Consider the following 21,716-nt stretch of genomic DNA (forward strand, 5'->3'; position numbering starts at 1 on the left):
CCCGGCCAGAGGGCGATTATCCCTCGTCGCCCTCGGGCAGGACCGCGCCGGGCAGTTCGATCCGCAAGAACTGGTTGCGGGCATAGTCCAGGAACACCGCGGCGGCGAGCGGCAGCGTGCCGCCGCCGCGCAGCATGACGCCAAAGCGGTTCGCGGGCAGGCCCTCCTCGGACAGCGGCCGGAACACCAGCCGGCCCTCGGCGATGTCGGTCTGGGCGCCGATGGGCGTGGTGATCGAGACATAGCGCCCGGTCAGCGCCAGTTCGACCAGCATGCGGATGGAATCGACCTCGACCATGGGCGGCAGGGTCTGGGTCGCCTGCAGCAGGAACGGATCGACGATCCTGCGGATCGAGATCTCGGAATTCGCGATGGCCATCGGATGGGCCAGGCATTCGGCCAGGCTGACCGGACCGCGGCTGTCGGCCAGCGGATGGTCGTGGCGGATCATGGCGCCGATATGCACGTCGCGGTGCAGGGCGACGGCGATCTGCGGATGCGCGTCGGTGGGAAAGCCGAAGCCGACCTCGGCCCGCTCGTCGATCAGCCGCTCGATCACCTCGGCCCCGGAAACCATCGCCACCTCCAGTTGCAGGCCCGGATAGCGGCGGCCGAATTCCGAGATGATCTCGGGCAGGAAGGCGATGCCGATGCTTTCCACCGTGGCGATCCGCACCGTGCCGGTCTTGAGCCCGCGCAGCAGCTCCAGCTCGTCCACGGCGCTGTCGAGGATGTTGCCGAGATTGCGGGTATGGCCATAGAGGATCTCGCCGGCGGGCGAGAGCGTCAGGCGTCGGCGGCGGTCGCGCACGAAAAGCTCGACCCCCAGGGCGAATTCCAGCTGGCTGATCTGCCGCGACACCGCCGAAGCGGCGATGTTCAGGCGCCGCGACGCCTCGCGCACCGACAGGTGCTCGGCCACCGCGTTGAAGTGAACCAGCGACGCCTGGTAGAAAATCCGCGCCAGCAGGGCAGGGGACAGCGCCTGCCCGCGGCTGACCGGAAGCGCGGGTTCCTCTGCTGTTGCCGATTGCTTCACCATGGACGTTTCTCCGTGTTGCTTTTCCGGCAGCAGCAGATGACCTAATCGGAAATTTCGCAACCCGCATCCTGCGTGATTAATCAACTTGGCTGCGGCATTTTTGTCGGGGCCGGGTTTAACAGTAACGAGTGCGCTGTCTTGGCGGCCGGGGATCCCACGATGCCCGGTCGCTTCCGGAACGCGCCGGCCTGCGGCAACTTCTGCTGCCAGATCAGGTCCTTGCCAGCGCTTGCCTGCGCGGCCATCCCCCGCTATGCATAAGAGAGTTTTCCAGTGGCGGCCCGTGTCAAGGGGCCGTCTTCTGTTGATCCATTGCCATGCGAAGGTGGTTTCAGATGGTGGTTTCTTTCCAGGCAACGGCCCCGTTCCGGGCTCGGCTTTCCTTCGCTGCGGCGCCGGCGGCCAAAGGCAACAGCGCGCGACTTTTTCCGGTCGGCGCGCAGCGGGGCAGGGAGGCTGGCCATGGCTGACCTTATCGTCGGGATCTGCCGCTTTTCCTTCCTGGGCCGGGGCGACTGGGCCATCTATTCCGGCACCGGGCACGGCTCCGAGGCCGAGGCCGAGGCGCGCCGCAAGGTCGCCGAGACGCTGTATCAGCCCGAGCGGCTGGAGCAGCGCTTTCGCAGCTTCGAGGCGCTGACGCTGGCCTCGATCAAGGCGCAGCGCCATCCCGATTTCCATTTCATCGTGCTGACCTCGCCGGCGATGCCGCAGGTCTATCGCGCGCGGCTGGAACGGCTTTGCGCCGCCGATGGCCGCATCCACCTGCTGGTCTCGGACCAGCCGACGGTGAACGAGGCGCTGGCGCCGCTGCTGGCCCAAATCTCGGAAGGCGGGCGGCACCGGCTGGTGCAGTTCCGGCTGGACGACGACGACTGCCTGGGCATCGAATACACCGCCGCCCTGCATCGCGCCGCCGAGGCGGGCCGGCAATACGACGTCTTTGCCTTCAGCATGCCCCGCGGGCTTCTGGTCAGCAACTATGCCGGCGCCGAGCCGGCGCGCTACGAGATCGACCGCCCCTTCCATTCGGCCGGCGCGGCGGTGCGGCCGCGATCGCCGGCGCAGACGATCTATTCCTTCGGCCATTACGCGCTGATGCGGCGCTTTCCCTGTCTGCTCGACCCGCGTTTCCTGGGCTCGCTGCAACTGAAGCTCGAAGGCCACGATTCCCGGCCCGAGGTGCCGCGTCGCGGCAACGGGTTGAGGGTGCTCGAGCAGCCGGTCTTTGCCGAGAACCTGGCCCGCGCCTTTCCCTTCGTCGCGCTGAGCCAGCTGGAAACGCTGCTTCTGGCCTGAGCTTCGGCTGATGCGCACCGGCAGTACCGTATGGCGCCCCGCGCAACGCTCGGGCCCGCGCCCGGCTGGGTGCGGGGTCTGTCACATTCGTGCCACAGCGGGGGCAAAGGCGACGGCCTGGCGCGCTGCCCCTCCACGGGAATCGTTGACGGCGCCGGTCATGCATCGGTTAGGGAAGAAACCAAGCCAGCCGCGACCCTGACGCCTCGGCCAAGCCAGCCGCTCGATATTTCCGGGGCGTGCCTGAGCATGGCGCACCCCGCCAGGAGTAGTTTCATGGACGCGAACCCGATCCGCCGGCAGCTTGCCGGCTGCGCCAGCCCTTTGGCGCTGGCCCTTGTGGGGGCACTGGCCGCCCCGGCCGCCTTGGCCCAGGACAGCGAGGCGGCGCCGGATGCGCCCGTGGTGCTGGACACCGTCACCCTCAGCGGCGATGCCGCGACCGAGGGCACCGGCCGCTATACCACCCAGGCCGCCTCGGGCACGGCGGCTGGCCTTGACCTGTCGGCCAGGGAAACGCCGCAATCGGTCTCGGTGATGACCAGCCAGCAGATGCAGGACCAGGGCATCACCACCTTGAACCAGGTCGTGGACTGGACGCCGGGCCTGACCGCGCAGCAGGGCAACGGCGAATTCCGCTGGATCTTCTACGCCCGCGGCTCGGCGGTCGAGAACCAGCAGTTCGACGGCGTGCCGAACTATGTGCATTACTATTCCCGCGACGTGAACCCGCAGGAAGACATGGCGATGTTCGACCGCGTCGAGGTCGTGCGCGGCGCCACCGGCCTGCTGGAGGGGACCGGGAGCCCTTCGGCCTCGATCAACCTGGTGCGCAAGATGCCCACGGCCGAGCGGCAAAGCTCGGTCGAGGTCGAGGCGTCCAGCTTTGGCAACGGGCGGCTGACCTATGACACCTCGGGGCCGATCACGGCCGACGGCCGGCTGCGCGGCCGCTTCGTCGCCTCGGCCCTGGCCGGCAACGGCTTCCGCGACTACATGACCGACGAGCGCGGGCTGCTTTACGGCGTGCTGGAATACGACCTGACCGACAGCACCACGATCAGCGCGGCGCTGAGCCATGGCAAGGAAAAGATCGACGGCTATTCCTGGGGCGGCGTCTGGACCGCGCGCGACGGCAGCTTCTACGATTTCGATTCCCACACCGCCTCGGCGGCGGAATGGGAATATTCCGACCGCGAGCAGACCGTCGGCTATCTGGACCTGCGGCATGAGTTCGACAACGGCTGGGAGCTGACGGCCAAGCTGCGCCGGTCGAACGGCATGGTGGACATGTTGTCGTCCTATATGTGGTATGACACCGACGGCACGCTGTATCGCGACGGGGCGCTGTTCCATTATGTCAGCCAGACCAACTCGGGCGACCTGCGCCTGTCGGGCAAGGTCACGCTGTTCGGGCGCGAGCATGACCTGGTCTTCGGCGTGAACGGCAACCGCGACCGCACCCGCTATGACGGCAAGAACCCCTATACCTATGTCATTGCCGATCCCTCGGTCGCCGATCCGAACGAGCATCCCTATCCGGGACCGAACGACGTGACCTATTTCGGCGACATGGTGTCGCGGAACTACGGCCTCTACGGCTCGGCCCGCTGGAGCCTGGCCGAGAACGTCAAGCTGATCACCGGCGCCCGGGTGTCCTGGTATGAGGCGCAGAACCAAAGCGGCTATGCCGGCAGCAATTCCAGCGACGGCTACAAGGTCGATGCCGAGGTCACGCCCTATGTCGGGCTGGTCTATGACGTGAACGACACCTGGACCGTCTATGGCAGCTATACCGGGATCTTCACCCCGCAGAGCGCCCTGGGCGTCGACGGGCTGATCGACCCGGTCTATGGCAAGAACTTCGAGATCGGCGCCAAGGCGGCGCTGCTGGACGGCGGCCTGACCTTTGCCGCCGCCGCCTTCCAGACCGACCAGGACGGCCTGGCCGAGGACGACCCGGACAATACGGGCTGCGGCGGCCCCGGCACCGGCTGCTCGATCAACGCCGGGCTGATCCGCACCCGCGGCGCGGAGTTCGAGCTGTCGGGCGCGGTCAGCGATCGCTGGAACGTCGCGGCGAGCTATACCTATGCCCATGCCGAATACGAGGAAGGCGAGGACGCGGGCCAGCGCTACAACACCGGCACGGCGCCGCTGCATCTGGTCAAGCTGAACACCACCTATCGCCTGGCCGGCGCGCTGGAGGGGCTGACGGTCGGCGGCGCGCTGCGCTATCAAAGCCGGACCTATCAGGACAATCCGGACGGCTCGTTCGATTCCGGCGGTGCGCCCTATGCCATGCGCCAGGGCGGATTCGCGGTGGCCGACGTGATGGCACGCTATGAGCTGACCGAGGCGACGGCGGTGCAGCTGAACGTCAACAACCTGTTCGACAAGCAGTATTACTCGGCCATCGCCAGCCCGGGCTACGGCAATTTCATCGGCCGGGGCCGCAATGCCACCCTGACCCTGGTGCACAGGTTCTGACACCGGCCGTCGCGCCGCATGCCGGCGCGACGGCATCCCCGCGACAGGCGTGCCGGCCCGCTTCATGTCCCTGACCGCGCGCCGATCACGGAACCTTGCGCCGCCTCCGGGCCTTAATGGAGCAGCGGTCGGCTCCGCGCCACGGCGGGGCAGGGGCCGCGATCCCGCGTCCGGCCGCGCCATGCAGCGCGCGCCGGCGGCGGCAGGAAGGGGCAGGGGTTGACGGATTACAGCACAGCGGGCGAGGCGATGCCGGACCCTCGAAGCCACGGTTTTTTCTTCGATTTCGACGGCACCCTGGCCGAGATCGCGCCGCGCGCCGAAGATGTGGTGCTGGACCAGGGCCTGCGCGCCGACCTGCTGCGGCTCTGGCAGCGCAGCGGCGGCGCCGTCGCCGCGCTGAGCGGTCGGCGCCGCGCCGACCTGGCCCGCTATCTGCCCGCGGGCATTCCCCTGGCCGGGCTGCACGGCTGGGAGATCGACGGCGACACCCCCGACCTTGCCGCGCTGGCGGGCGCGCTGGACGGGTTGCGCGACAGCCTCGCCGCCATCGTCGCTCGCCATCCCGGCGCGCGGCTCGAGGACAAGGGCCCGGCGCTGGCGCTGCACTGGCGCCTGGCGCCCGCGGCCGAGCCGGCCCTGACCCTGGCCGCCGAGCAGGCCGTCACGGCGCTTGGCCCGGGCTGGGTGCTGCAACCCGGCAAATGCGTGGTCGAGATCCGCCCCCGGGGCCATGACAAGGGCGATGCGCTGCGCCGCTTCATGGCGCACCCGCCGTTTCGCGGCCGCCGCCCGGTCGCCTTCGGCGACGACCTGACCGACATTCCCATGCTGCGGGCGGCGCGGCAGGCCGGGGGGCTGGCCGTGGCCGTCGGCGAACGCGACCTGCCTTGCGACCTGCGCCTGGCCGGGCCGGCCGCCCTTGCCCTTTGGATAAGACGGAGCCTCGAATGATCCCGATGCCTGCCCCCTCGCTGGAACTCGGCCTGATCGGCAATGCCGCGACCGCCGCGCTGCTGAACGCGCTTGGCGACGTGACCTGGATGTGCCTGCCGCGCTTCGACGGCGACCCGGTGTTCTGCCGGCTGCTCGAGCCGCAATCCGGTCCCGATAGCGGGCTGTGGTCGATCCGCTGCGACGGGCTGGCGCGCACCCGGCAAAGCTATCGCGGCCATACCGCCATCCTCGAGACGATCCAGGAGGACGACCAGGGCAACCGCCTGAAGATCACCGATTTCCTGCCCCGCTTCCCGGATCGCGGCCGGATGTTCCGCGGCCGCACGCTGGTGCGCATCGTCGAGCCGCTGGCCGGCACGCCGCGCATCACCGTGCGCCTGTGCCCGCGCCACGGCTATGGCGCCCATGCCGCCCGGGTCATGCGCGGCTCCAACCACCTGCGCTATGACCTGGACCAGCAGGCGCTGCGGCTGACCACCTCGGCGCCGGTGGAATTCGTGCTGAACGAGACGCCCTTCCTGCTGGACCGTCCGCATGCCTTCCTGCTGGGCCCCGACGAGCCGCTGAGCGACGGGCCCCATGTCATCGCCGCCGCCTTCCTGGAACGGACCGAGGCCTATTGGCTGGACTGGGTGCGGGCGCTGTCGATCCCGCCGGATTATCAGGAGGTGGTGATCCGCGCCGCCATCACGCTGAAGCTGTGCGAATACGAGGAAACCGGCGCCATCGTCGCGGCGCTGACCACCTCGATCCCGGAATATGCCGATACGCAGCGCAACTGGGATTACCGCTTCTGCTGGCTGCGCGACAGCTTCTTCACCGTCAAGGCGCTGAACAGCCTGGGCGTCACCAAGACGATGGAGGATTACCTCGCCTATGTGCTGAACCTCGCCACCGGCACGCCCGACGGCTATATGCAGCCGCTGTTTGGCCTTGGCCACGAGCGGGTGCTGGACGAAGAGACCTGCCCGGCGCTTCTGGGCTATGATGGCAACGGCCCGGTGCGCTGCGGCAACGCCGCTTATGCGCAGGTGCAGAACGACGGCTATGGCTCGGTGATCCTGGCGGTCAGCCAGTGCTTTTTCGACCAGCGCCTGCCGCGGCTCGGCGGGGTCGAGTTGTTCGAGCGGCTGGAGGTGCTGGGCCGGCAGGCGGTGGCGCGCTGGAACACCCCGGATGCCGGACTGTGGGAGTTCCGCACCCGCGAAAGCGTCCACACCCATTCGGTGCTGATGTGCTGGGGCGCCTGCGACCGGCTGGCGCGGATCGCGGCGCATCTGGGCCTGCCGCAACGCGCCGCCGCCTGGGGCGCCCATGCCGACGCCATGCGCCAGGCGATCGAGAGCCAGGGCTGGAACGACACGGTCGGGGCCTATGTCTCGGCCTTCGGCGGCGCGGACCTGGATGCGAGCCTGCTTCTGATGCCCGAGGTCGGCTACTGCACCGGCGAGAACCCGCGCTACCAGGCCACCGTCGCCGCCTGCGAGGCGCAGCTGCGCCAGGGCCACCACCTGTTCCGCTATCGCGCGCCCGACGATTTCGGCACGCCCGAGACCGCCTTCACCGCCTGCACCTTCTGGCTGATCGACGCGCTGGTCCGGCTGGGCCGCCATGACGAGGCGCGCGAGATTTTCGCCGCGGTGCTGGAACAACGCACCGCCCTGGGGCTTCTGTCCGAGGATGTGCATGTCGCCAGCCGCACGCTCTGGGGCAATTTCCCGCAGACCTATTCCATGGTCGGGCTGATCAACGCCGCGATCAAGCTGTCGCGCAAATGGGAAGACGTCGTATGAGCCGCCTTGTCGTCGTTTCGAACCGATTGCCCGCACGCGGCAAGGGCGTCGCGGCCGGCGGGCTTGCCGTCGCGCTGGAAGCGGCGCTGAAGGACCGGGGCGGGCTGTGGCTGGGCTGGTCGGGGCGCACGGCGGAAACGCCGGGCCCGGTCGCCCTCAGCCAGGCCGGCGAGGTCACCTTTGCCGCGCTGGATCTGACCCCGGCCGAGGTCAAGGGCTATTACGAAGGCATCTCGAACAGCGTGCTCTGGCCGCTGTGCCATTATCGCGCCGACCTGCTCGACTATACCCGCGACGACATGGAGTGCTACCAGCAGGTGAACGGCCGCTTTGCCGATGCGCTGGTCGGGCTGTTGCGGCCCGACGACCTGATCTGGGTGCACGACTATCACCTGATCCCGCTGGCGGCCGAGCTGCGCCGGCGCGGGGTGCAAAACCGCATCGGCTATTTCCACCACATCCCCTGGCCGGCGCGGGACCTGTTCCGGGCGCTGCCGCGCTCGCGCCGCTTCCTGTCGGCGATGCTGGCCCATGACCTGGTCGGCCTGCAGACCCCGACCGATACCGCCAACCTGCGCGACGCGCTGGAGGGCGCCCGCGACCGGCTCGAGTTCGCCCCGCCGCGCGACACCCGCATCGGCGCCTATCCGATCTCGATCGACACGGCGGGTTTTGCCGCCCGGGCCGCGCGGGCGCGCGATCTGCCGCGCATCCGCGAGCTGCACCAGCGTTTCGGTGCCCGCGACCATGTGATCGGCGTGGACCGGCTGGACTATTCCAAGGGCCTGCCCGAGCGGCTGCGCGCCTTCGAGCAGCTGCTGGCCAGCCACCCCGAGCTGCATGGCAAGCTGGGATACATGCAGATCACCCCGGCCTCGCGTGCCGGGATCGAGGGCTATGAACGCATCCGGCAAGAGGTCGCCGAGCGCGCCGGCCGGCTGAACGCGGCCTATGGCAACCTGGACTGGGTGCCGGTGCGCTATATCAACCGCGCCTTCAGCCAGACCTTGCTGGCCGGGCTCTATCGCATGTCGCGGGTCGGGCTGGTGACGCCGCTGCGCGACGGCATGAACCTGGTGGCCAAGGAATATGTCGCGGCGCAGGACCCGCAGGACCCGGGCGTGCTGATCCTGTCACGCTTCGCCGGGGCGGCGGCAGAGCTTTCGGCGGCGCTGATCGTCAACCCGCATGACATCGAGGAGGTGGCCGAGGCCCTGGCCAGCGCCCTGACCATGCCGCAGGACGAACGCCGCGAGCGCCATGCCGCGATGATGGCGGTCCTGCGCGCCAACCCGATCGAGGCTTGGGCGCGCGGCTTTCTGAAGGATCTGGCGCCGGTGCCGATCAGCAGCGCGCCCGAGACATAGGTGACCTGCGCCGCCATCCCGGCAGTCGGCCCGAAGCTGGTCCATCAAGCGATGACCACATATGCCTCGGCAAGCATCGGCGCCGCAGGTGCCTGCCGCGCCTACCGTATTCCATGAAATGCCGTCGAAGCCCGGCAGGACCGCGCCAGCCCCGCATTTCTGCTTGCCGGCGTCGATGGTCGCTGCCGATGTCATCCGGATGCCAGCGAACCTTCGTTCCTGCTTGCTGTCATCAGCGCGCGAGCGCCCCGGAGTGATAGCGCATGCCAGCACAGCCCCTTGGAGAGCTTGCGCGACGCGCGCTCGCCGAAGATCGCGCGGTGCGTGTCCTTGCCGGATGGGGCTGCTTTCAGCGGCCAGCCGGCGCCGGCGACGAGGGATATTGCGCTAGATGCCGAGGATCCAGCGCACCGGACAGAAGGCAAGATCGTCGAAAGTCGGCGCGGCACGCGCTTCCGGTTCGGCATCATCCTTTTCCCGAATGCTGCCGAAGGTTTGACCCGGAAGACGGGGCAGCAGACCGGCGCTGGGGCTATGGAAGGAACCGTCCGGGCACGCATCTGCGCCAGCCCCGCAAGCGCCCGCATCGTGGTGATGCCAGGATCCGCACGAGCCCGGAATCGTTCCGACCTAACTGCTTTGCGCGAGACCGCTGCAGCCTGGATGAACTTCATGTTGCGGCAGCGTGACTACCTTCGAGTCGCGGCCCTCTGTGCGCAAAGCGGCACTTTGCGGCGGCATCGTGAGGATTCGGAAACTCAGGAAATCCGGCAGTCGTCAGACCGCGCCATCGCTTCGGAACGGATTGACGCGACCTTGTCGGGCAGCGTCTCGCAGGACAACGGGTCGTGTCTCGGCCTCGGGCGGCGGAGCAGGGCCACAGCATTAAAAGCATCCACTATGTTTTTAAATGACTGAACGTCTAACTCGCGACGGCGGAGAGAAAATTTCTCATAGCCAAGTCAAATGGCCCTGAATATTTCGCAGGTCCGATGTCGAACCACTGAAATAATGGCAACTCGCGCCGGGCCATCACATCTAACTCGCTGATTTCGTGTAATTCATGAATCGCGCGTTTTCGGGGTTTGGCCATTTTCCACGCAATTCGTGACCATCGAAACTTGCGCCTCAGCCAAAGAAAAAGGCCGCCCGAGGGCGGCCTGATTGGCAAACGGATGAGTGGCAGAGGTGGTAGAGCGAAGCCTGACCGTGGTTGTGGGTCAGCTTCCGACAATGCTGGCGAAATGCTCTTCGAAGATTCTGCGGAGCGGATTGCTCGGGAGGGGAGGCCGGAGCTCGTCGAGCAACCGCCCGAAAGCTCCCCACTTCTTGATGCGGCATGGGGACCGCTTGGGGTCAACCCGGCCTGAAGGATTTGCAAGGCGCGACGAATGCCTGCTTCCCCGTTGACGACACAGGTCCAGCCGCAGGCCGATGCGGTATACTGATCCTGGGCGGAAAGGTCGTCAAAGGCGGTTTCTGGCACGCTGCCGGCGAAGACGCCTTTCCCAACCACCTGGTCAGGCCGATCCCGGCGGATCAACGGCAGCCTGTGTTTCAGGCAGGAACGGATCGGCTTCATTCGCCAGACCAGCCTTTCGCGCCGGTGAATGGCAATATCCTGACCTGCCGCCACCATGGCGGCCGTATCGTCCTCGGCCAGACAGGCCGGACAAAAGCGCAGCTCCTGCTGCGGGCACAGGCTGTCGGTCAACGCTTCTTCCCCCGAGGCGCCAGCTCCGGCGGTTGTTCTGCGTCACGGTATTGCGCAGCACCGGTTCCGGATCCTGCCCGGCAATCGCGCACAGGTGGGCCAGCTCATCCGGATCGCCGATGGACAGCAGATAGGGATCAAGGCCGAGATCACGCAGGAAGGTTCCGATGGGACCGCGGATATGGAAAGCGGCCATGCGGGCCGCCCAGGACCAATGGGTTTCGTCCGTCCGGATCGGCAGCGGGGGAAAGAGGCGGGCCATGTTCATGCCCGCCGCCGGGTCCGCGCGCGGACCGGTGGGTCATTGGTCTCGTTCCGGTCGGGATCGATCTGCGGCCAGTCCGGGGCAAGGAAGACATTCCCGCCAAGCGGGCAGCTTCCTGCATCGCCAGAATGCCGCAAAATGGGCGATGTCCAGACGGGATGCCTGCGCCTCCAGGCAAACTCGATCACGCCGACCAGAGTTTCGATGCAGCGGCCAAAGCGATAGCGCGCCCCATGGAACAGGCGCGGGATCAGATCACCGTCAAGCGGCGGCTCAAGCCCCGCGATCCGGCAATATTCCCGGATCACCCAGAGAAGCTTGCCCCGTCCGACGCTTCCGAAACCGGCGGAAGGATCAGCGTCGAAAGCCGACGCTGGACCTGAGGATCGGAACGGACGATCTCATGCAACCTCTCGGTGCCGGACAGGATCGGGATGACCGCCTCGTCCCCCTGCATCAGGGACTTGAGAACGCGCAGGATCAGATGGCGGTCGGCACAAAACAGGTTATGGGCCTCGTCGATCCACAGAACAATAATACCCTGATCCTTGAGCCTACCCCGAAGAGTTTCCCAAAGGCCCCAGCCTTCGCGGTTGCCCGTGATCACCGGGTAACCGCTGCGCTGCAACAGCACACCGGCCATGCTCTTGAAGGTGGCGGGGCTGGGCACGCTGGCATCAAGATAATGCCGCCCCGTTGCTCCGGACAGAACCGGGTGCCGTTCCAGGGCGCGGGAGATCAGCGTGGTCTTTCCGCCGCCGGCGCCATCCACCACCATCACGCCGCGGGTCTCGCGTCCCGCAGAAAATCGCTGTGGCGCGGGCAGAAGGTTGCCCGCCTCATCCCGGCACAACAGCCAGTCGAGATGGGTGGTGAATGCGGTATCCCTTGGCGTATCGACGCGGAGCTTGCGCAATTTCTGAAGGATACGGGCGGCTTCAGCAGGATTGGGCATGGGTTACTCCGTAATGGACCAGGGTTGCGTTACGGGGGTCGAGTCAGGAAGGTCGGGATTCGCGGGGCAGGGCCGGTGACCGGGACGGCCCGCGGGCGCGGGGCACGCACTTCGGGGTCGGGAATCGAAGAACCGATGCCGTCAGCGGCCGCGGGCTGTGCGGGTTTGTCACCGCCCGCATTGAAACCGATACAGAGGCTGGCTTCCAAATGCCCGATCCGCTCCGGGGTCCATTCGTCGACCAGAAGTTCGGCCATCCGGGTCGCAGCGGTGCTGCGCCCTTCGATCGCCGTGATCGCGGCATGGATCATCTTGCGGTCATAGGATTTTCGACCGGCATTTGCGGCCTTCAGTTCCCGGGTCGCAGCGACCCATTGGCCGGCAGACACACCGTCGAAACCGGGCAGGACCGTGCCAACCTCGAACTTCTGTTTTCCGGCATAGACGGTCACCGTGCCGATATCATCGGGATGCCAGCGGACCTCGACATTGCGCTCTTCCGGTTGGTCATCAGCCGTGCCAGCGCCTCGGAATGATAGCGCAGGCCCATCACGGTCACGCCCTCCCGGGACAGTTTGCGGGGCAGCCGCTCACCGAAGATGACGCGATGCAGCCCCATATCGGGCGGAGGCTGCACACCCCATTCAGCGGTCAGCCGGCGCAAGCAATGAAGCGGCGTTTCCCCGCCCAGACCGGCATGCGAGGTATTGTGATAGATATCGACGATCCAGCGCACCAGGCAGAACGCCAGATCATCGAAGGTCAGCGCGGCGCGCGCCTCCGGGTCGGCGTCCCCCTTTTCGCGAATACTGCCGAAGGTGCGGCCCGGCAGGCGGGGCAGCAGGCCGGTGTTCAGGCTGTGGAAGAAGCGCTCGTTGCGGGCCCGCATCTGAGGCAGCCCGGCAGGGGCCCGCAGCGTGGTGATGCCCAGATCCGCGCAGGCCGTCCGGAAAAGCTCGGACTTGAACGCCGCGCCATTGTCGGTGACGATCAGGATCGGGGTGCCATGCATATCCCAGGACCCGAGGGAACCGGCGGCATCGGCCCGCTTCCCCTTGTCGCGCAGGATCATCTGCAGCACCTGCAGAGAGGCCTTTTCCTTGGCCGAACGTGAAAAGGCCATGCCAAGAATGCAGCGCGTCGTGGCACAGATGGCGACGGTCACGAACCACCGCGCCTTGCTGCCATCCAGGCCGAGGATTTTCCGCTCCTCTTCGGTCAGCAGGCTCCGCAGCCCCCAGGACTCCGTCAGCGAGATGACGTTGATGGTGTTTTCATCGATTTCCACCCGCCCGAGCGGGCGAGTCAGGCGCAGACCCTCACCGACCGGCATGAATTTTTGCGCGCCTTCTCGACCCCGTCACGGGCGACCGCGACCTCGAACGGATCAAGCATGTGGGTCGCCCGCCGCACGGTCTCGTAACTGGGAATGGGGAAGGGGTGCAGACCCTTTGCCACTCGCTCCTCGTTGCGCGCATCAAAGGCGGTGCTGACATTGTCGTGGATCGTCTTCATGCTCGGCCGGTCTTCGCTGGCATGGCGCCGGACCTCGCGCATCATCAGGGCATTCTGCTCAGGGCCCATCAGGCGGTTGCGGTTGCCGCGCCGGTTCATGGCATCGACAAGACCGCTGACCCCGGCTTTCCGGTGCTCCGCGAGCCACCGGCGCAAGCTGCGCGGTGCCGGGCATTTGCTGAAATCCAGCGACTGCTGTGTGCCTGCCCCGCCCTGGAACTGCGTTGCATAGTCCATGGCACGGCCACGCAACTGGAACCTGTTGGCCTCGATGGCCGCATCGGTGCGGTTGATGAGGTTTTCACGCTCCATCTCAAGGAAGGCCTCGACATAGGCGTGCTTCTTGGTCAGCCGGGCCGCAGGTTTTGACGGCAGCTCCGAGAGCAGCGTGCCTCCGGTAAGAAGACGCTGTCTGGCGCTCTCGGGCGCATGGAAATTGTGCTCGACCCGGATACGCCGCATCGCCCTCAGGCGGCTCAGTTCCTGATGGGTGAAGCTGCTGCACCGGCCGGAACCATCATCCAGTTCCAGCAGCCAGCCCTCTTCATTCCGGCCATAAAGAGAGGTGCGGTAGGTTAGGCCTTCAATGGTGATGCGGTCATATTTGCCGAAGGCATAATGGTGGCGGTCGGCGTCAAAGCTGAGATCATGCATATGCATCAGAGGTTGCTCCCCTTGTAGGCCACAGTGGCCGAGGTAATACGTTCGAGGTAGAGGGGGCGCAGTTGCCCCACCGGATAAGCTGCAGCAGGGCGCGGAAGCCTCCGGCACCGCAACCGGTCATGGCGGTGAGATCGGAAAGGGAGGCCATGCCGGTCATCTCGGCCAAAACCCGCGCCGCAGCCTCGTCAGCCACAGGATCGCCCACACGGACGCCATGAAGCAGCCGGGCGTTATGCAGTTCCACCGGATCGAGATCCGCGTCCGTCAGCAGGCGGACGTCATCGGCGAAGCGGCCAGCGCGTGCCTGTGCCGCGATCCGGGGCATCTGCCGGCCGAACTTACCGCCAACCCAGGCGGTGGGACGGATGCACAGGCAATCCGGGTTCCGTCCGTCTTGGTGACAATTCAGGCTCCGCAAGGAGGGATGAGCAATCTTTTCTGGCTGACGGACGCGCAGATGGCACGGCTCGAGCCTTTCTTTCCCAAGAGCCATGGCAAGCCACGCGTTCTTGCGACATTCCAGGATGCGCTTGACCCGACGCTTGATGCGGGACTCGTCGTCATTGCCGAACCTGACGATACCCATCAGATCCGGGTCCGAGACCTTGTCTGGAGCGTCGACCTCGTCGGGTGGGGCCAGAAGGTCTGGGGGAATCTTCCTGCAGCGCAGCTTGCGCAGATGCTGCATAAAGCGGGTTTCCAGTTCTATGCGGCCTTCGTTCGCGCTGAAGAAGCGGGCCTCGATGCAGGGGATGCGGGACATGGGAATACTCCGGGCATGAGGGGGCCATCGGCCGAGGGAGCCCCGGCCGGACAAGTCGTGTTGGGGAGAATGGCGATCAGGCGCCGGGGAAGATCAGGCCGCGCAGCAGAAGTTCGGCCTCAGCGGGCGTGCGCGTGAATGCGGACAGGGCAGGGCGGTGATCATGCCAGGGCATCTTGCACCGGAAATCCGCTCTGAGCGGAGCCGGCATGACCCCGGCTGGTTTCATGTTGCGACATCGCGTGGGCCTTCGAGACATGGCTCTGCCGTTCGGAAAAGCGGCGCTTTCCGGCGGAAACCTGGTGGTCAGGAAACTCCGGAGATCCGTCGACCCTCAGGCCGTTCCATCGCTCCGGATGGGGTGGTGGCGACCTTGCCGGGCCGCGGGCAGACGGTCAACGGGCCGGCTTGGGGCCTCAGCGACGGTTCACGACCGCAGGTGTCGTCTGACCGGATTCTCATAGACGATTGAAATCAACTATATAATCCGAAATGAACCACGCCAGTGGCCATTAAATGGTTGTATAATGGTTAAAAAAGGGGGCCGAATGGCCATTATTTCAGTTGTTCGATATCCGACAGACATCGCACAACCGGAAATAAATGATAATTAGATTTATGTAATCTATTCACCAAACGCGCCGCCCAAAGCCTGCTCCGCGGCCGAGACCGGCAAGGCGCCGATGAACCGACCGCGCCTGCCGGTCAGGCGCGTTTCCACGAAACTTGTCGCCACGGCCGGCTCATGCGAGTCCAGCAAATTCGCCGTAGCCAGAAGCAGCGCCGCCTCCTCGACGAACCAGCGCGCCTCGGCCTCGGGCGGCAGGCCGGGCCAGCGCGCGCGATGCGCCGCCAGCGCGGTATCGTAGCCCGGCTCCAGCCCGATCACCGCATCCAGGCGAGCCGCAAGCGACTCGGCCGCCAAGGGCTCGCGCGACAGGCTGCGCAGCGCGTCCAGGCAGATCACATTGCCCGAACCCTCCCAGATGCCGTTCAGCGGCGCCTCGCGATACAGCATCGGTAGCGGCGTATCCTCGACATAGCCCATGCCGCCCAGCATCTCCATCGCCTCGGCGACCACCAGCGGGCACAGCTTGTTGGCCAGGTATTTCGCCAGCGCCACGCCGATGCGGGCCAAGGCGCGGTCATGCCCGCCCTCGCTGGCCGCCGCCACGCCCAGCCCCAGCGCCAGGCAACCGGCCCAATCCAGCACCAGATCCGCCAGCACCGCCCGCATCAGCGGCTGGTCGATCAGCCGGCGCTGGAAGGCGCTGCGCTGCGAGATCCAGCGATGCGCCTCGCGCAGCGCGGCCCGCATCAAGCCGACCGGGGCCATGGCCGTGTCGAGCCGCGTGTGATGCACCATCTCGAGGATCGTGCGGATGCCGTCGCCCGCCTCGCCCAGTTGCCAGGCCAGCGCCTCGCGATATTCGATCTCGGCCGAGGCATTGGCGCGATTGCCCAGCTTGTCCTTCAGCCGCTGCAACTGGATGCCGTTGCGCTCCTGCTCCAGCCAGCGCGGCACCAGGAAGCAGGTCAGGCCGTCCGGCGCCTGGGCCAGGGTCAGGAAGCCGTCGGACATCGGAGCCGAGCAGAACCATTTGTGCCCGGTCAGCCGCCAGGCCGCGCCGTCGCGCCGGGCCTGGGTCTGCGTGGCGCGCAGGTCCGATCCGCCCTGCTTTTCGGTCATCGCCATGCCCAGGGTGATACCCGCCTTGGCGGCCGCCGGCCGGATCGAGGGATCATAGTCGCGCGACATCATCCCCCGCCGCCAGTCCGCGGGCAGGCCCGAGGCGGCGATCACCGGCTGCGCCGCATGCGTCATGGTCAGCGGGCAGCAATGGCCTGGCTCGACCTGGCTGGCCAGATAGACCATCGCGGCATGACGCGCATGGGCGGCGGGCCCGCCCTCCCAGGCGATCGAGTGATAGCCGGCGCCGACCGACAAGCGCATGAACCGGTGATAGGCCGGATGGAAATGCACCTCGTCCAGCCGCCGGCCGCCGCTGTCGAACAGGCGCAGCTCGGGCGGATGACGCTCGGCGTCGCGGGCGGCATCGCGCATCCCCGCCGCGCCCAGGCCGGCGCCATAGCGCGCCAGATCCTCCAGCGCGGCGCCCTGCCCGCGCAGCGCCCGGTGCAGCATAGGATCATCCTGCCAGGGATCGACATCCCCGGCCGGCGCCGGCTGGTTCACCACCCGATGCGTTTCCAGCTCGGCCGTGCCTGGCAATCCGGTCATGCCCCGCCCCTCCTCTGGGCCGCCATCTTACTCCCGCGCGCCTCATTGGCATTCTCTTTTGTGTCCAAATATCCCACGGGGGTCCGGGGGTGTGAAACCCCCGGCAGCGGCGGTGAAGCCCGGCGATCCGGTCGATTTGCGACATTTCGCGACACAATAATCCCACACCGCGCATTGCTGCCCGGCTTCACAAATGCTTGAAGCGGGCCTAGCCCGCGCGCGCGCCAGCCATTCCCCGAACCCTTTCACAGGAACATGCGATGGCGACGCCTTTCCCGCGCCCGGCCACGGGCACCGCAATCTGTCTGCTGATGTCGCTGCCGGTCCTTGCCGGCGCGGCCCTGGCCCAAGACGCCACCAATCCCGATGAAACCATCGTCCTTGAAACGGTGGTGCTTTCGGCCGAGGAACAGGGCAAGCAGGCCCTCGGCACCTCGACCGTGACGGCTGAGGACATCCAGGATGCCCCGCCGGTCAATGACATTGCCGAAATCGTGCGCAAGATGCCGGGCGTGAACCTAACCGGCTCTTCGGCCACCGGGCAGCGCGGCAACCAGCGCCAGATCGACCTGCGCGGCATGGGGCCGGAAAACACCCTGATCCTGATCGACGGCAAGCCCGTGCTGTCGCGCAACGCCGTGCGCATGGGCCGCTCGGGCGAGCGCGACTCGCGCGGCGACAGCAATTGGGTGCCGGCCGAGATGATCGAGCGCATCGAGGTCATCCGCGGCCCGGCGGCGGCGCGTTACGGTTCGGGCGCGGCGGGCGGCGTGGTCAATATCATCACCAAGCGCCCGACCGAGCCGACGCTGAGCTTCGGCACCTATGTCAATTCGCCCGAAAGCAGCCTGGAGGGCGGCAATTACCGCGCGAACTTCCTGTTCGCCCGGCCGCTGGGCGAAAACCTGACCTTCCGGCTGACTGGCAACTACGCCAAGTCGGAAGCCGATGACCCGCTCATCAACGGCGTGATCGACGATTCGACCTGCGACTACGACACCGAGGCCGGCACCGAGGAAACCGTCGCCTGCCCGGCCGCCGGGGTCGAGGGCGTGGTGAACAAGGACGTGACCGCGCTGCTCAGCTGGCAGCTCGATGCCTCGAACGTCATCGACTTCGAGGCCGGTTTCAGCCGCCAGGGCAACCTCTTCGCCGGCGACCGGCAGAACTCCTCGGTGAACGAGGTGCTGACCTCGCTTTACGGCAAGGAAACCAATAGCATGCTGCGCAAGACCTTCTCGGTCACGCATCGCGGCGACTACGATTTCGGCACCGCGCGCAGCTATCTGCAATACGAGCGCACCGACAACACCCGCAACCTGGAAGGCACCGCCGGCGGCCCGGAGGGTTCGATCGTGGACACCGAGCGCGGCACCATCGAACTGGAAAACATCACCGCCAAGTCCGAGCTGATCCTGCCCATGCAGTTCTCGGGCCGCGAGACCAGCCTGACGCTGGGCGCCGAGCTGCGCCACGAGCAACTGGTCGACCCGATCTCGAACCGGCAGACCGTGAACGACGGCGCGATCCCCGGCACGATCAGCGACCCCGAGGCGCGCGACGCCAAGATGACCCAACTGACCGCCGGGCTCTATGCCGAGGCGAACATCTACTGGACCGACAAGCTGACGGTGACGCCGGGGCTGCGGCTGGACCATGGCGATACCTTCGGTTTCAACGCCAGCCCCAGCCTCAACGTCAGCTACAAATTCGACGACGCCTGGACGATGAAGGTCGGCGTGGCGCGGGCCTTCAAGGCGCCGAACCTGTACCAGCTGAATCCGAACTACGTCTATTACACCCGTGGCAACGGCTGCCCGGCAGCCTATCCCAGCCTGGGCAGCGGCTGCTATGTGGTCGGCAACGCCGACCTCGACCCGGAAACCAGCCTCAATGCCGAAATCGGCATCGCCTATGACGCGGGCCAGGGCCTGTCGGGCACGCTGACCGCCTTCCACAACGATTACCGCGACAAGATCCAGGCCAGCCTGGAGCCGCTCGGCAGCTTCGACACCGGCAGCGGCAATCGCGCGCAATATTTCCAGTGGATCAACATTCCCAAGGCGGTCGTGGCCGGGGTCGAGGGTAACTTGAGCAAGGAAATCACCCCAACCCTGACCTTCAATACCAACTTCACCTATATGGCGAAGTCCGAGAATAAGGAGACCGGCGACCCGCTGAGCCTGGTGCCGAAATACACCGTCAACGCCGCGCTGGACTGGCAGGCCACCGAAAAGCTGACGGTCACACCCTCGCTGACCCATTACGGCAAGATCGAATCGCCGACCTACAGTCCGACGACGCTGGATCCGGTGGAAAACCCCAAGGCGCGCGACCCCTATACGATCGTCAACCTGGGCTTCAACTACCAGCTGACGGACAATGCCCGCATGGGCGCCGGCGTCACCAATATCTTCGACGAGCGGGTGCTGCGCGAAGGCAGCGGCGTCAGCGCCGGGGCCAATACCTTCAACGAACCGGGCCGCGCCTTCTACCTGTCGCTGACCTCGACCTTCTGATATGGATCGGCGGCGCGCCCCTGCGCCGCCGTTTCCGCCGAATGCCGATGACCGACACGCTTGAACCGCGCATCCTGATCGTCGACGACGCCCGCGACATCCGCGAGCCGCTGGGCCAGTATCTGCGCCGCAACGGCTTTCGCATCCGCCTGGCCGCCGATGCCGCCGAGGCGCGGGCGGCGCTCGACCATGACCCGGTGCATCTGGCGATCATCGACGTGATGATGCCGGGCGAGGACGGGCTCAGCCTCTGCCGCGACCTGGTGCAAAGCCGGCGCCTGCCGGTCATCCTGCTGACCGCCCGCACCGCGCAAGAGGATCGCATCCAGGGCCTCGACCTCGGCGCCGACGATTACGTCACCAAGCCCTTCGACCCGCGCGAATTGCTGGCCCGCATCCATGCCGTCCTGCGCCGGGTGCCGCCCGAACTGCCCGCCCCCGCCCTGACCCGGCGCCGCTTTGCCGGACTGGTGCACGAGGCCGGCCGCGCCACCGTCACCCTGCCCTCGGGCCAGGAGGTGGCGCTGACCTCGGGCGAGAACCGGCTCCTGTCGCTGTTTCTCGACCATCCCGGCCAGGTGCTGTCGCGGATGCGGCTTCTCGACCTGCTGGCGGGACGCGAGATGCGGGCCTATGACCGCGCGGTGGACAATACCGTCAGCCGGCTGCGCCACAAGATCGAGGCCAATCCGCGCCTGCCGCAGCTGATCGTCACCGAATGGGGCGGCGGCTACCGGCTGGCCGCCGAAGTCGAGCCGCTGGCATGAGCCGGCTCTGGCCCGGCGGGCTTGCGGCGCGCTTCTCGCTCTTGCTCATCGCGGCGCTGCTCGGCGCCAACCTGATCGCCGCCTGGGTCATGGCGCGCGAGGGATCGGCCTTCGACCGCGCCATCCGCCTGCAGGGCGACGCGCATCGCCTGCACGCGCTGGTCGCGGCGCTGGAGACCGCGGACCTTGCCACGGCGCGGCTGCTGCCCGGCACCAGCAGCACCGGCTTCACCCGCTTCTGGGTGGCGCCGCAGCCGCCCGACCTCAGCGAGACCACGCGCCTGCCCGACCACGAAGCCGACCTCGCGGCCGAACTGCCGGGCCGGCTGATCCGCATCCACGAAAGCACCCCCCAGCCGGCTGGCCAGGAACGCGCGGCGCTGATGCTGGTCTCGGTCCGGCTGGAGCGCGGCGTCGATGCCGGGCAATGGCTGAACGCCCTGGTCTATCCGCTGCCGGCGCATGATGCCTGGCAATGGAAGCAGGGCTTCTTCGCGCCGCTGCTCGCCTCGCTGCTGGGCACGCTGGCCGTGGGGCTCGTGTTCGTGCGGCGGATGACCCGCCCGCTCAGCGCCCTTGCCGAGGCTGCCCGCGCCGCCGGCCGCGGCGACCGCAGCGCCCGCGTCACCGAATGCGGCGCGAGCGAGCTGCGCGAGGCGGCGCTGGCCTTCAACGACATGCAGCGCCGCATCGCCGGCTTCGAGGCCGAACGCATGCGCATGCTCGCCGCCCTCGCCCATGACATGCGCACCCCGATCACCGGCCTGCGCATCCGCGCCGAGATGCTGGAAGGCGACGAACAGCGCCAGGACATGATCCGCGTCCTCGACGAAATGGCGGTGATGGCCGACGGGCTAATGCATGCCGCCTCGGCCCGGCGCGGCGCCGAGCCGCTGCAACCCGTCGACCTCGACGCGACCCTGGCGCAGCTCTGCGCCGAAAGCCAGGCGCGCTACACCGGCGCCGGCCCGCTGGTGCTGCCGCTGCGCCCGGTCGCCATCCGCCGCGCCATCCGCAATCTTCTCGACAACGCCCGCCGCTATGCCGGCCCGGCCCGGGTCAGCCTGAAGCGCGGCCCGAACGCGGCGCTGATCCGCATCGAGGACGAAGGCCCCGGCATCCCGCCCGCGCTGCTGCCGCGCGTCACCGAACCCTTCGTGCGCGGCGAGGCCAGCCGCAACCCGGCCACGGGCGGCACCGGCCTCGGCCTCTCGATCGCCCAAGACGTGATCGCCGCGCATGGCGGCACGCTGGAGCTCGGCAACCGCGCCGAAGGCGGGTTGCGCATCCAGATCCGCCTGCCCCTCGACACCCAAGGCTGATCGCTTCGGCGCTTCTTTGCTCTCCAAATACCCCGGGGCCCGG

17 protein-coding genes and 1 pseudogene are annotated in these 21,716 nt (G+C 67.2%); 10 read left to right on the plus strand and 8 right to left on the minus strand.

Annotated features, from left to right (window positions below; translation table 11 throughout):
* Positions 1 to 16: 16 nt before the first annotated feature.
* Positions 17 to 1,042, minus strand: a complete 1,026-nt coding sequence (locus tag E3D03_RS00515) for a LysR family transcriptional regulator (protein WP_263565334.1) — start codon at positions 1,040 to 1,042, stop codon at positions 17 to 19.
* Positions 1,043 to 1,504: 462 nt separating this feature from the next.
* On the opposite strand from E3D03_RS00515, the gene E3D03_RS00520 reads away from it, so the two are divergent.
* From E3D03_RS00520 to E3D03_RS00545, 6 genes are all read left to right on the plus strand, one after another.
* Positions 1,505 to 2,341 (plus strand): putative rhamnosyl transferase, encoded by an 837-nt coding sequence (locus tag E3D03_RS00520; RefSeq protein WP_263565335.1) that lies wholly within the window; start codon positions 1,505 to 1,507, stop codon positions 2,339 to 2,341.
* 276 nt (positions 2,342 to 2,617) lie between these two features.
* Positions 2,618 to 4,831, plus strand: a complete 2,214-nt coding sequence (locus E3D03_RS00525; protein WP_263565336.1) for a TonB-dependent siderophore receptor — start codon at positions 2,618 to 2,620, stop codon at positions 4,829 to 4,831.
* A gap of 219 nt (positions 4,832 to 5,050) precedes the next feature.
* Positions 5,051 to 5,785: a trehalose-phosphatase gene (otsB, locus tag E3D03_RS00530; protein ID WP_062563981.1), complete on the plus strand. Its 735-nt coding sequence runs from the start codon at positions 5,051 to 5,053 to the stop codon at positions 5,783 to 5,785.
* Positions 5,782 to 7,581, plus strand: a complete 1,800-nt coding sequence (locus E3D03_RS00535) for a glycoside hydrolase family 15 protein (protein WP_062563980.1) — start codon at positions 5,782 to 5,784, stop codon at positions 7,579 to 7,581. The genes otsB and E3D03_RS00535 overlap by 4 nt, the downstream gene beginning before the upstream one ends.
* Entirely contained in the window at positions 7,578 to 8,948 is a 1,371-nt protein-coding gene (locus tag E3D03_RS00540) for a trehalose-6-phosphate synthase (RefSeq protein ID WP_263565337.1), read from the plus strand. Before E3D03_RS00535 ends, E3D03_RS00540 begins: the two co-directional genes overlap by 4 nt.
* Positions 8,949 to 9,227: 279 nt before the next feature.
* Positions 9,228 to 9,866, plus strand: coding sequence for a hypothetical protein (locus E3D03_RS00545; protein WP_263565338.1), 639 nt, complete (start codon positions 9,228 to 9,230; stop codon positions 9,864 to 9,866).
* 4 nt (positions 9,867 to 9,870) lie between these two features.
* Here the strand turns inward: E3D03_RS00545 and E3D03_RS00550 are convergent, their stop codons facing one another.
* The 6 genes from E3D03_RS00550 to E3D03_RS00575 all read right to left on the minus strand — a co-directional run bounded on the left by E3D03_RS00550 (position 9,871) and on the right by E3D03_RS00575 (position 14,057).
* Positions 9,871 to 10,662 carry a TniQ family protein gene (locus E3D03_RS00550; RefSeq protein ID WP_263565339.1) on the minus strand — a complete coding sequence of 264 codons (792 nt, stop codon included), beginning with the start codon at positions 10,660 to 10,662 and terminating at the stop codon, positions 9,871 to 9,873.
* A gap of 264 nt (positions 10,663 to 10,926) precedes the next feature.
* Positions 10,927 to 11,235 carry a hypothetical protein gene (locus E3D03_RS00555; protein WP_263565340.1) on the minus strand — a complete coding sequence of 103 codons (309 nt, stop codon included), beginning with the start codon at positions 11,233 to 11,235 and terminating at the stop codon, positions 10,927 to 10,929.
* A complete protein-coding gene (locus E3D03_RS00560; RefSeq protein ID WP_263565341.1) occupies positions 11,232 to 11,882 on the minus strand; it encodes a TniB family NTP-binding protein in 651 nt (216 codons plus the stop codon). Before E3D03_RS00560 ends, E3D03_RS00555 begins: the two co-directional genes overlap by 4 nt.
* A gap of 29 nt (positions 11,883 to 11,911) precedes the next feature.
* Entirely contained in the window at positions 11,912 to 12,334 is a 423-nt protein-coding gene (locus E3D03_RS00565; protein WP_263565342.1) for a hypothetical protein, read from the minus strand.
* Positions 12,331 to 13,215: a DDE-type integrase/transposase/recombinase gene (locus E3D03_RS00570; RefSeq protein WP_263565343.1), complete on the minus strand. Its 885-nt coding sequence runs from the start codon at positions 13,213 to 13,215 to the stop codon at positions 12,331 to 12,333. Before E3D03_RS00570 ends, E3D03_RS00565 begins: the two co-directional genes overlap by 4 nt.
* Positions 13,188 to 14,057 carry a hypothetical protein gene (locus tag E3D03_RS00575; protein WP_263565344.1) on the minus strand — a complete coding sequence of 290 codons (870 nt, stop codon included), beginning with the start codon at positions 14,055 to 14,057 and terminating at the stop codon, positions 13,188 to 13,190. Before E3D03_RS00575 ends, E3D03_RS00570 begins: the two co-directional genes overlap by 28 nt.
* Before the next feature lie 427 nt (positions 14,058 to 14,484).
* On the opposite strand from E3D03_RS00575, the pseudogene E3D03_RS00580 reads away from it, so the two are divergent.
* Positions 14,485 to 14,568 (plus strand): annotated as a pseudogene (locus tag E3D03_RS00580) (IS5/IS1182 family transposase); the annotation flags it as partial.
* A gap of 880 nt (positions 14,569 to 15,448) precedes the next feature.
* Here E3D03_RS00580 and E3D03_RS00585 read toward each other — a convergent pair.
* The gene (locus E3D03_RS00585; protein ID WP_263565345.1) at positions 15,449 to 17,065 is read right to left on the minus strand and encodes an acyl-CoA dehydrogenase family protein; all 1,617 of its coding nucleotides are present in this window, start codon (positions 17,063 to 17,065) and stop codon (positions 15,449 to 15,451) included.
* 260 nt (positions 17,066 to 17,325) lie between these two features.
* Here E3D03_RS00585 and E3D03_RS00590 point away from each other — a divergent pair, with 260 nt between their 5' ends.
* Genes E3D03_RS00590 through E3D03_RS00600 form a run of 3 tightly spaced genes read left to right on the plus strand, consistent with a single transcriptional unit; the run spans position 17,326 to position 21,673 of the window.
* Positions 17,326 to 19,584 (plus strand): FepA family TonB-dependent siderophore receptor, encoded by a 2,259-nt coding sequence (locus tag E3D03_RS00590; RefSeq protein ID WP_263565346.1) that lies wholly within the window; start codon positions 17,326 to 17,328, stop codon positions 19,582 to 19,584.
* 47 nt (positions 19,585 to 19,631) lie between these two features.
* The gene (locus tag E3D03_RS00595) at positions 19,632 to 20,351 is read left to right on the plus strand and encodes a response regulator (RefSeq protein ID WP_263565347.1); all 720 of its coding nucleotides are present in this window, start codon (positions 19,632 to 19,634) and stop codon (positions 20,349 to 20,351) included.
* Positions 20,348 to 21,673, plus strand: coding sequence for an ATP-binding protein (locus E3D03_RS00600; protein WP_263565348.1), 1,326 nt, complete (start codon positions 20,348 to 20,350; stop codon positions 21,671 to 21,673). Before E3D03_RS00595 ends, E3D03_RS00600 begins: the two co-directional genes overlap by 4 nt.
* The last annotated feature ends 43 nt before the right edge of the window (positions 21,674 to 21,716 follow it).

It is taken from the genome of Paracoccus sp. DMF, from assembly GCF_004407025.1.
Taxonomy (GTDB): Bacteria; Pseudomonadota; Alphaproteobacteria; order Rhodobacterales; family Rhodobacteraceae; genus Paracoccus; species Paracoccus aminovorans_B.

What these genes read in the sequence shown, in the direction of transcription:
- E3D03_RS00525 (WP_263565336.1), top strand. Translation starts at nt 2,618, where the DNA reads ATGGACGCGAACCCGATCCGCCGGCAGCTTGCCGGCTGCGCCAGCCCT.
- E3D03_RS00515 (WP_263565334.1), bottom strand. Translation starts at nt 1,042, where the DNA reads ATGGTGAAGCAATCGGCAACAGCAGAGGAACCCGCGCTTCCGGTCAGC.
- E3D03_RS00520 (WP_263565335.1), top strand. Translation starts at nt 1,505, where the DNA reads ATGGCTGACCTTATCGTCGGGATCTGCCGCTTTTCCTTCCTGGGCCGG.
- E3D03_RS00590 (WP_263565346.1), top strand. Translation starts at nt 17,326, where the DNA reads ATGGCGACGCCTTTCCCGCGCCCGGCCACGGGCACCGCAATCTGTCTG.
- E3D03_RS00575 (WP_263565344.1), bottom strand. Translation starts at nt 14,057, where the DNA reads ATGCATATGCATGATCTCAGCTTTGACGCCGACCGCCACCATTATGCC.
- E3D03_RS00560 (WP_263565341.1), bottom strand. Translation starts at nt 11,882, where the DNA reads ATGCCCAATCCTGCTGAAGCCGCCCGTATCCTTCAGAAATTGCGCAAG.
- E3D03_RS00585 (WP_263565345.1), bottom strand. Translation starts at nt 17,065, where the DNA reads ATGACCGGATTGCCAGGCACGGCCGAGCTGGAAACGCATCGGGTGGTG.
- E3D03_RS00595 (WP_263565347.1), top strand. Translation starts at nt 19,632, where the DNA reads ATGACCGACACGCTTGAACCGCGCATCCTGATCGTCGACGACGCCCGC.
- E3D03_RS00540 (WP_263565337.1), top strand. Translation starts at nt 7,578, where the DNA reads ATGAGCCGCCTTGTCGTCGTTTCGAACCGATTGCCCGCACGCGGCAAG.
- E3D03_RS00535 (WP_062563980.1), top strand. Translation starts at nt 5,782, where the DNA reads ATGATCCCGATGCCTGCCCCCTCGCTGGAACTCGGCCTGATCGGCAAT.
- E3D03_RS00570 (WP_263565343.1), bottom strand. Translation starts at nt 13,215, where the DNA reads ATGCCGGTCGGTGAGGGTCTGCGCCTGACTCGCCCGCTCGGGCGGGTG.
- E3D03_RS00600 (WP_263565348.1), top strand. Translation starts at nt 20,348, where the DNA reads ATGAGCCGGCTCTGGCCCGGCGGGCTTGCGGCGCGCTTCTCGCTCTTG.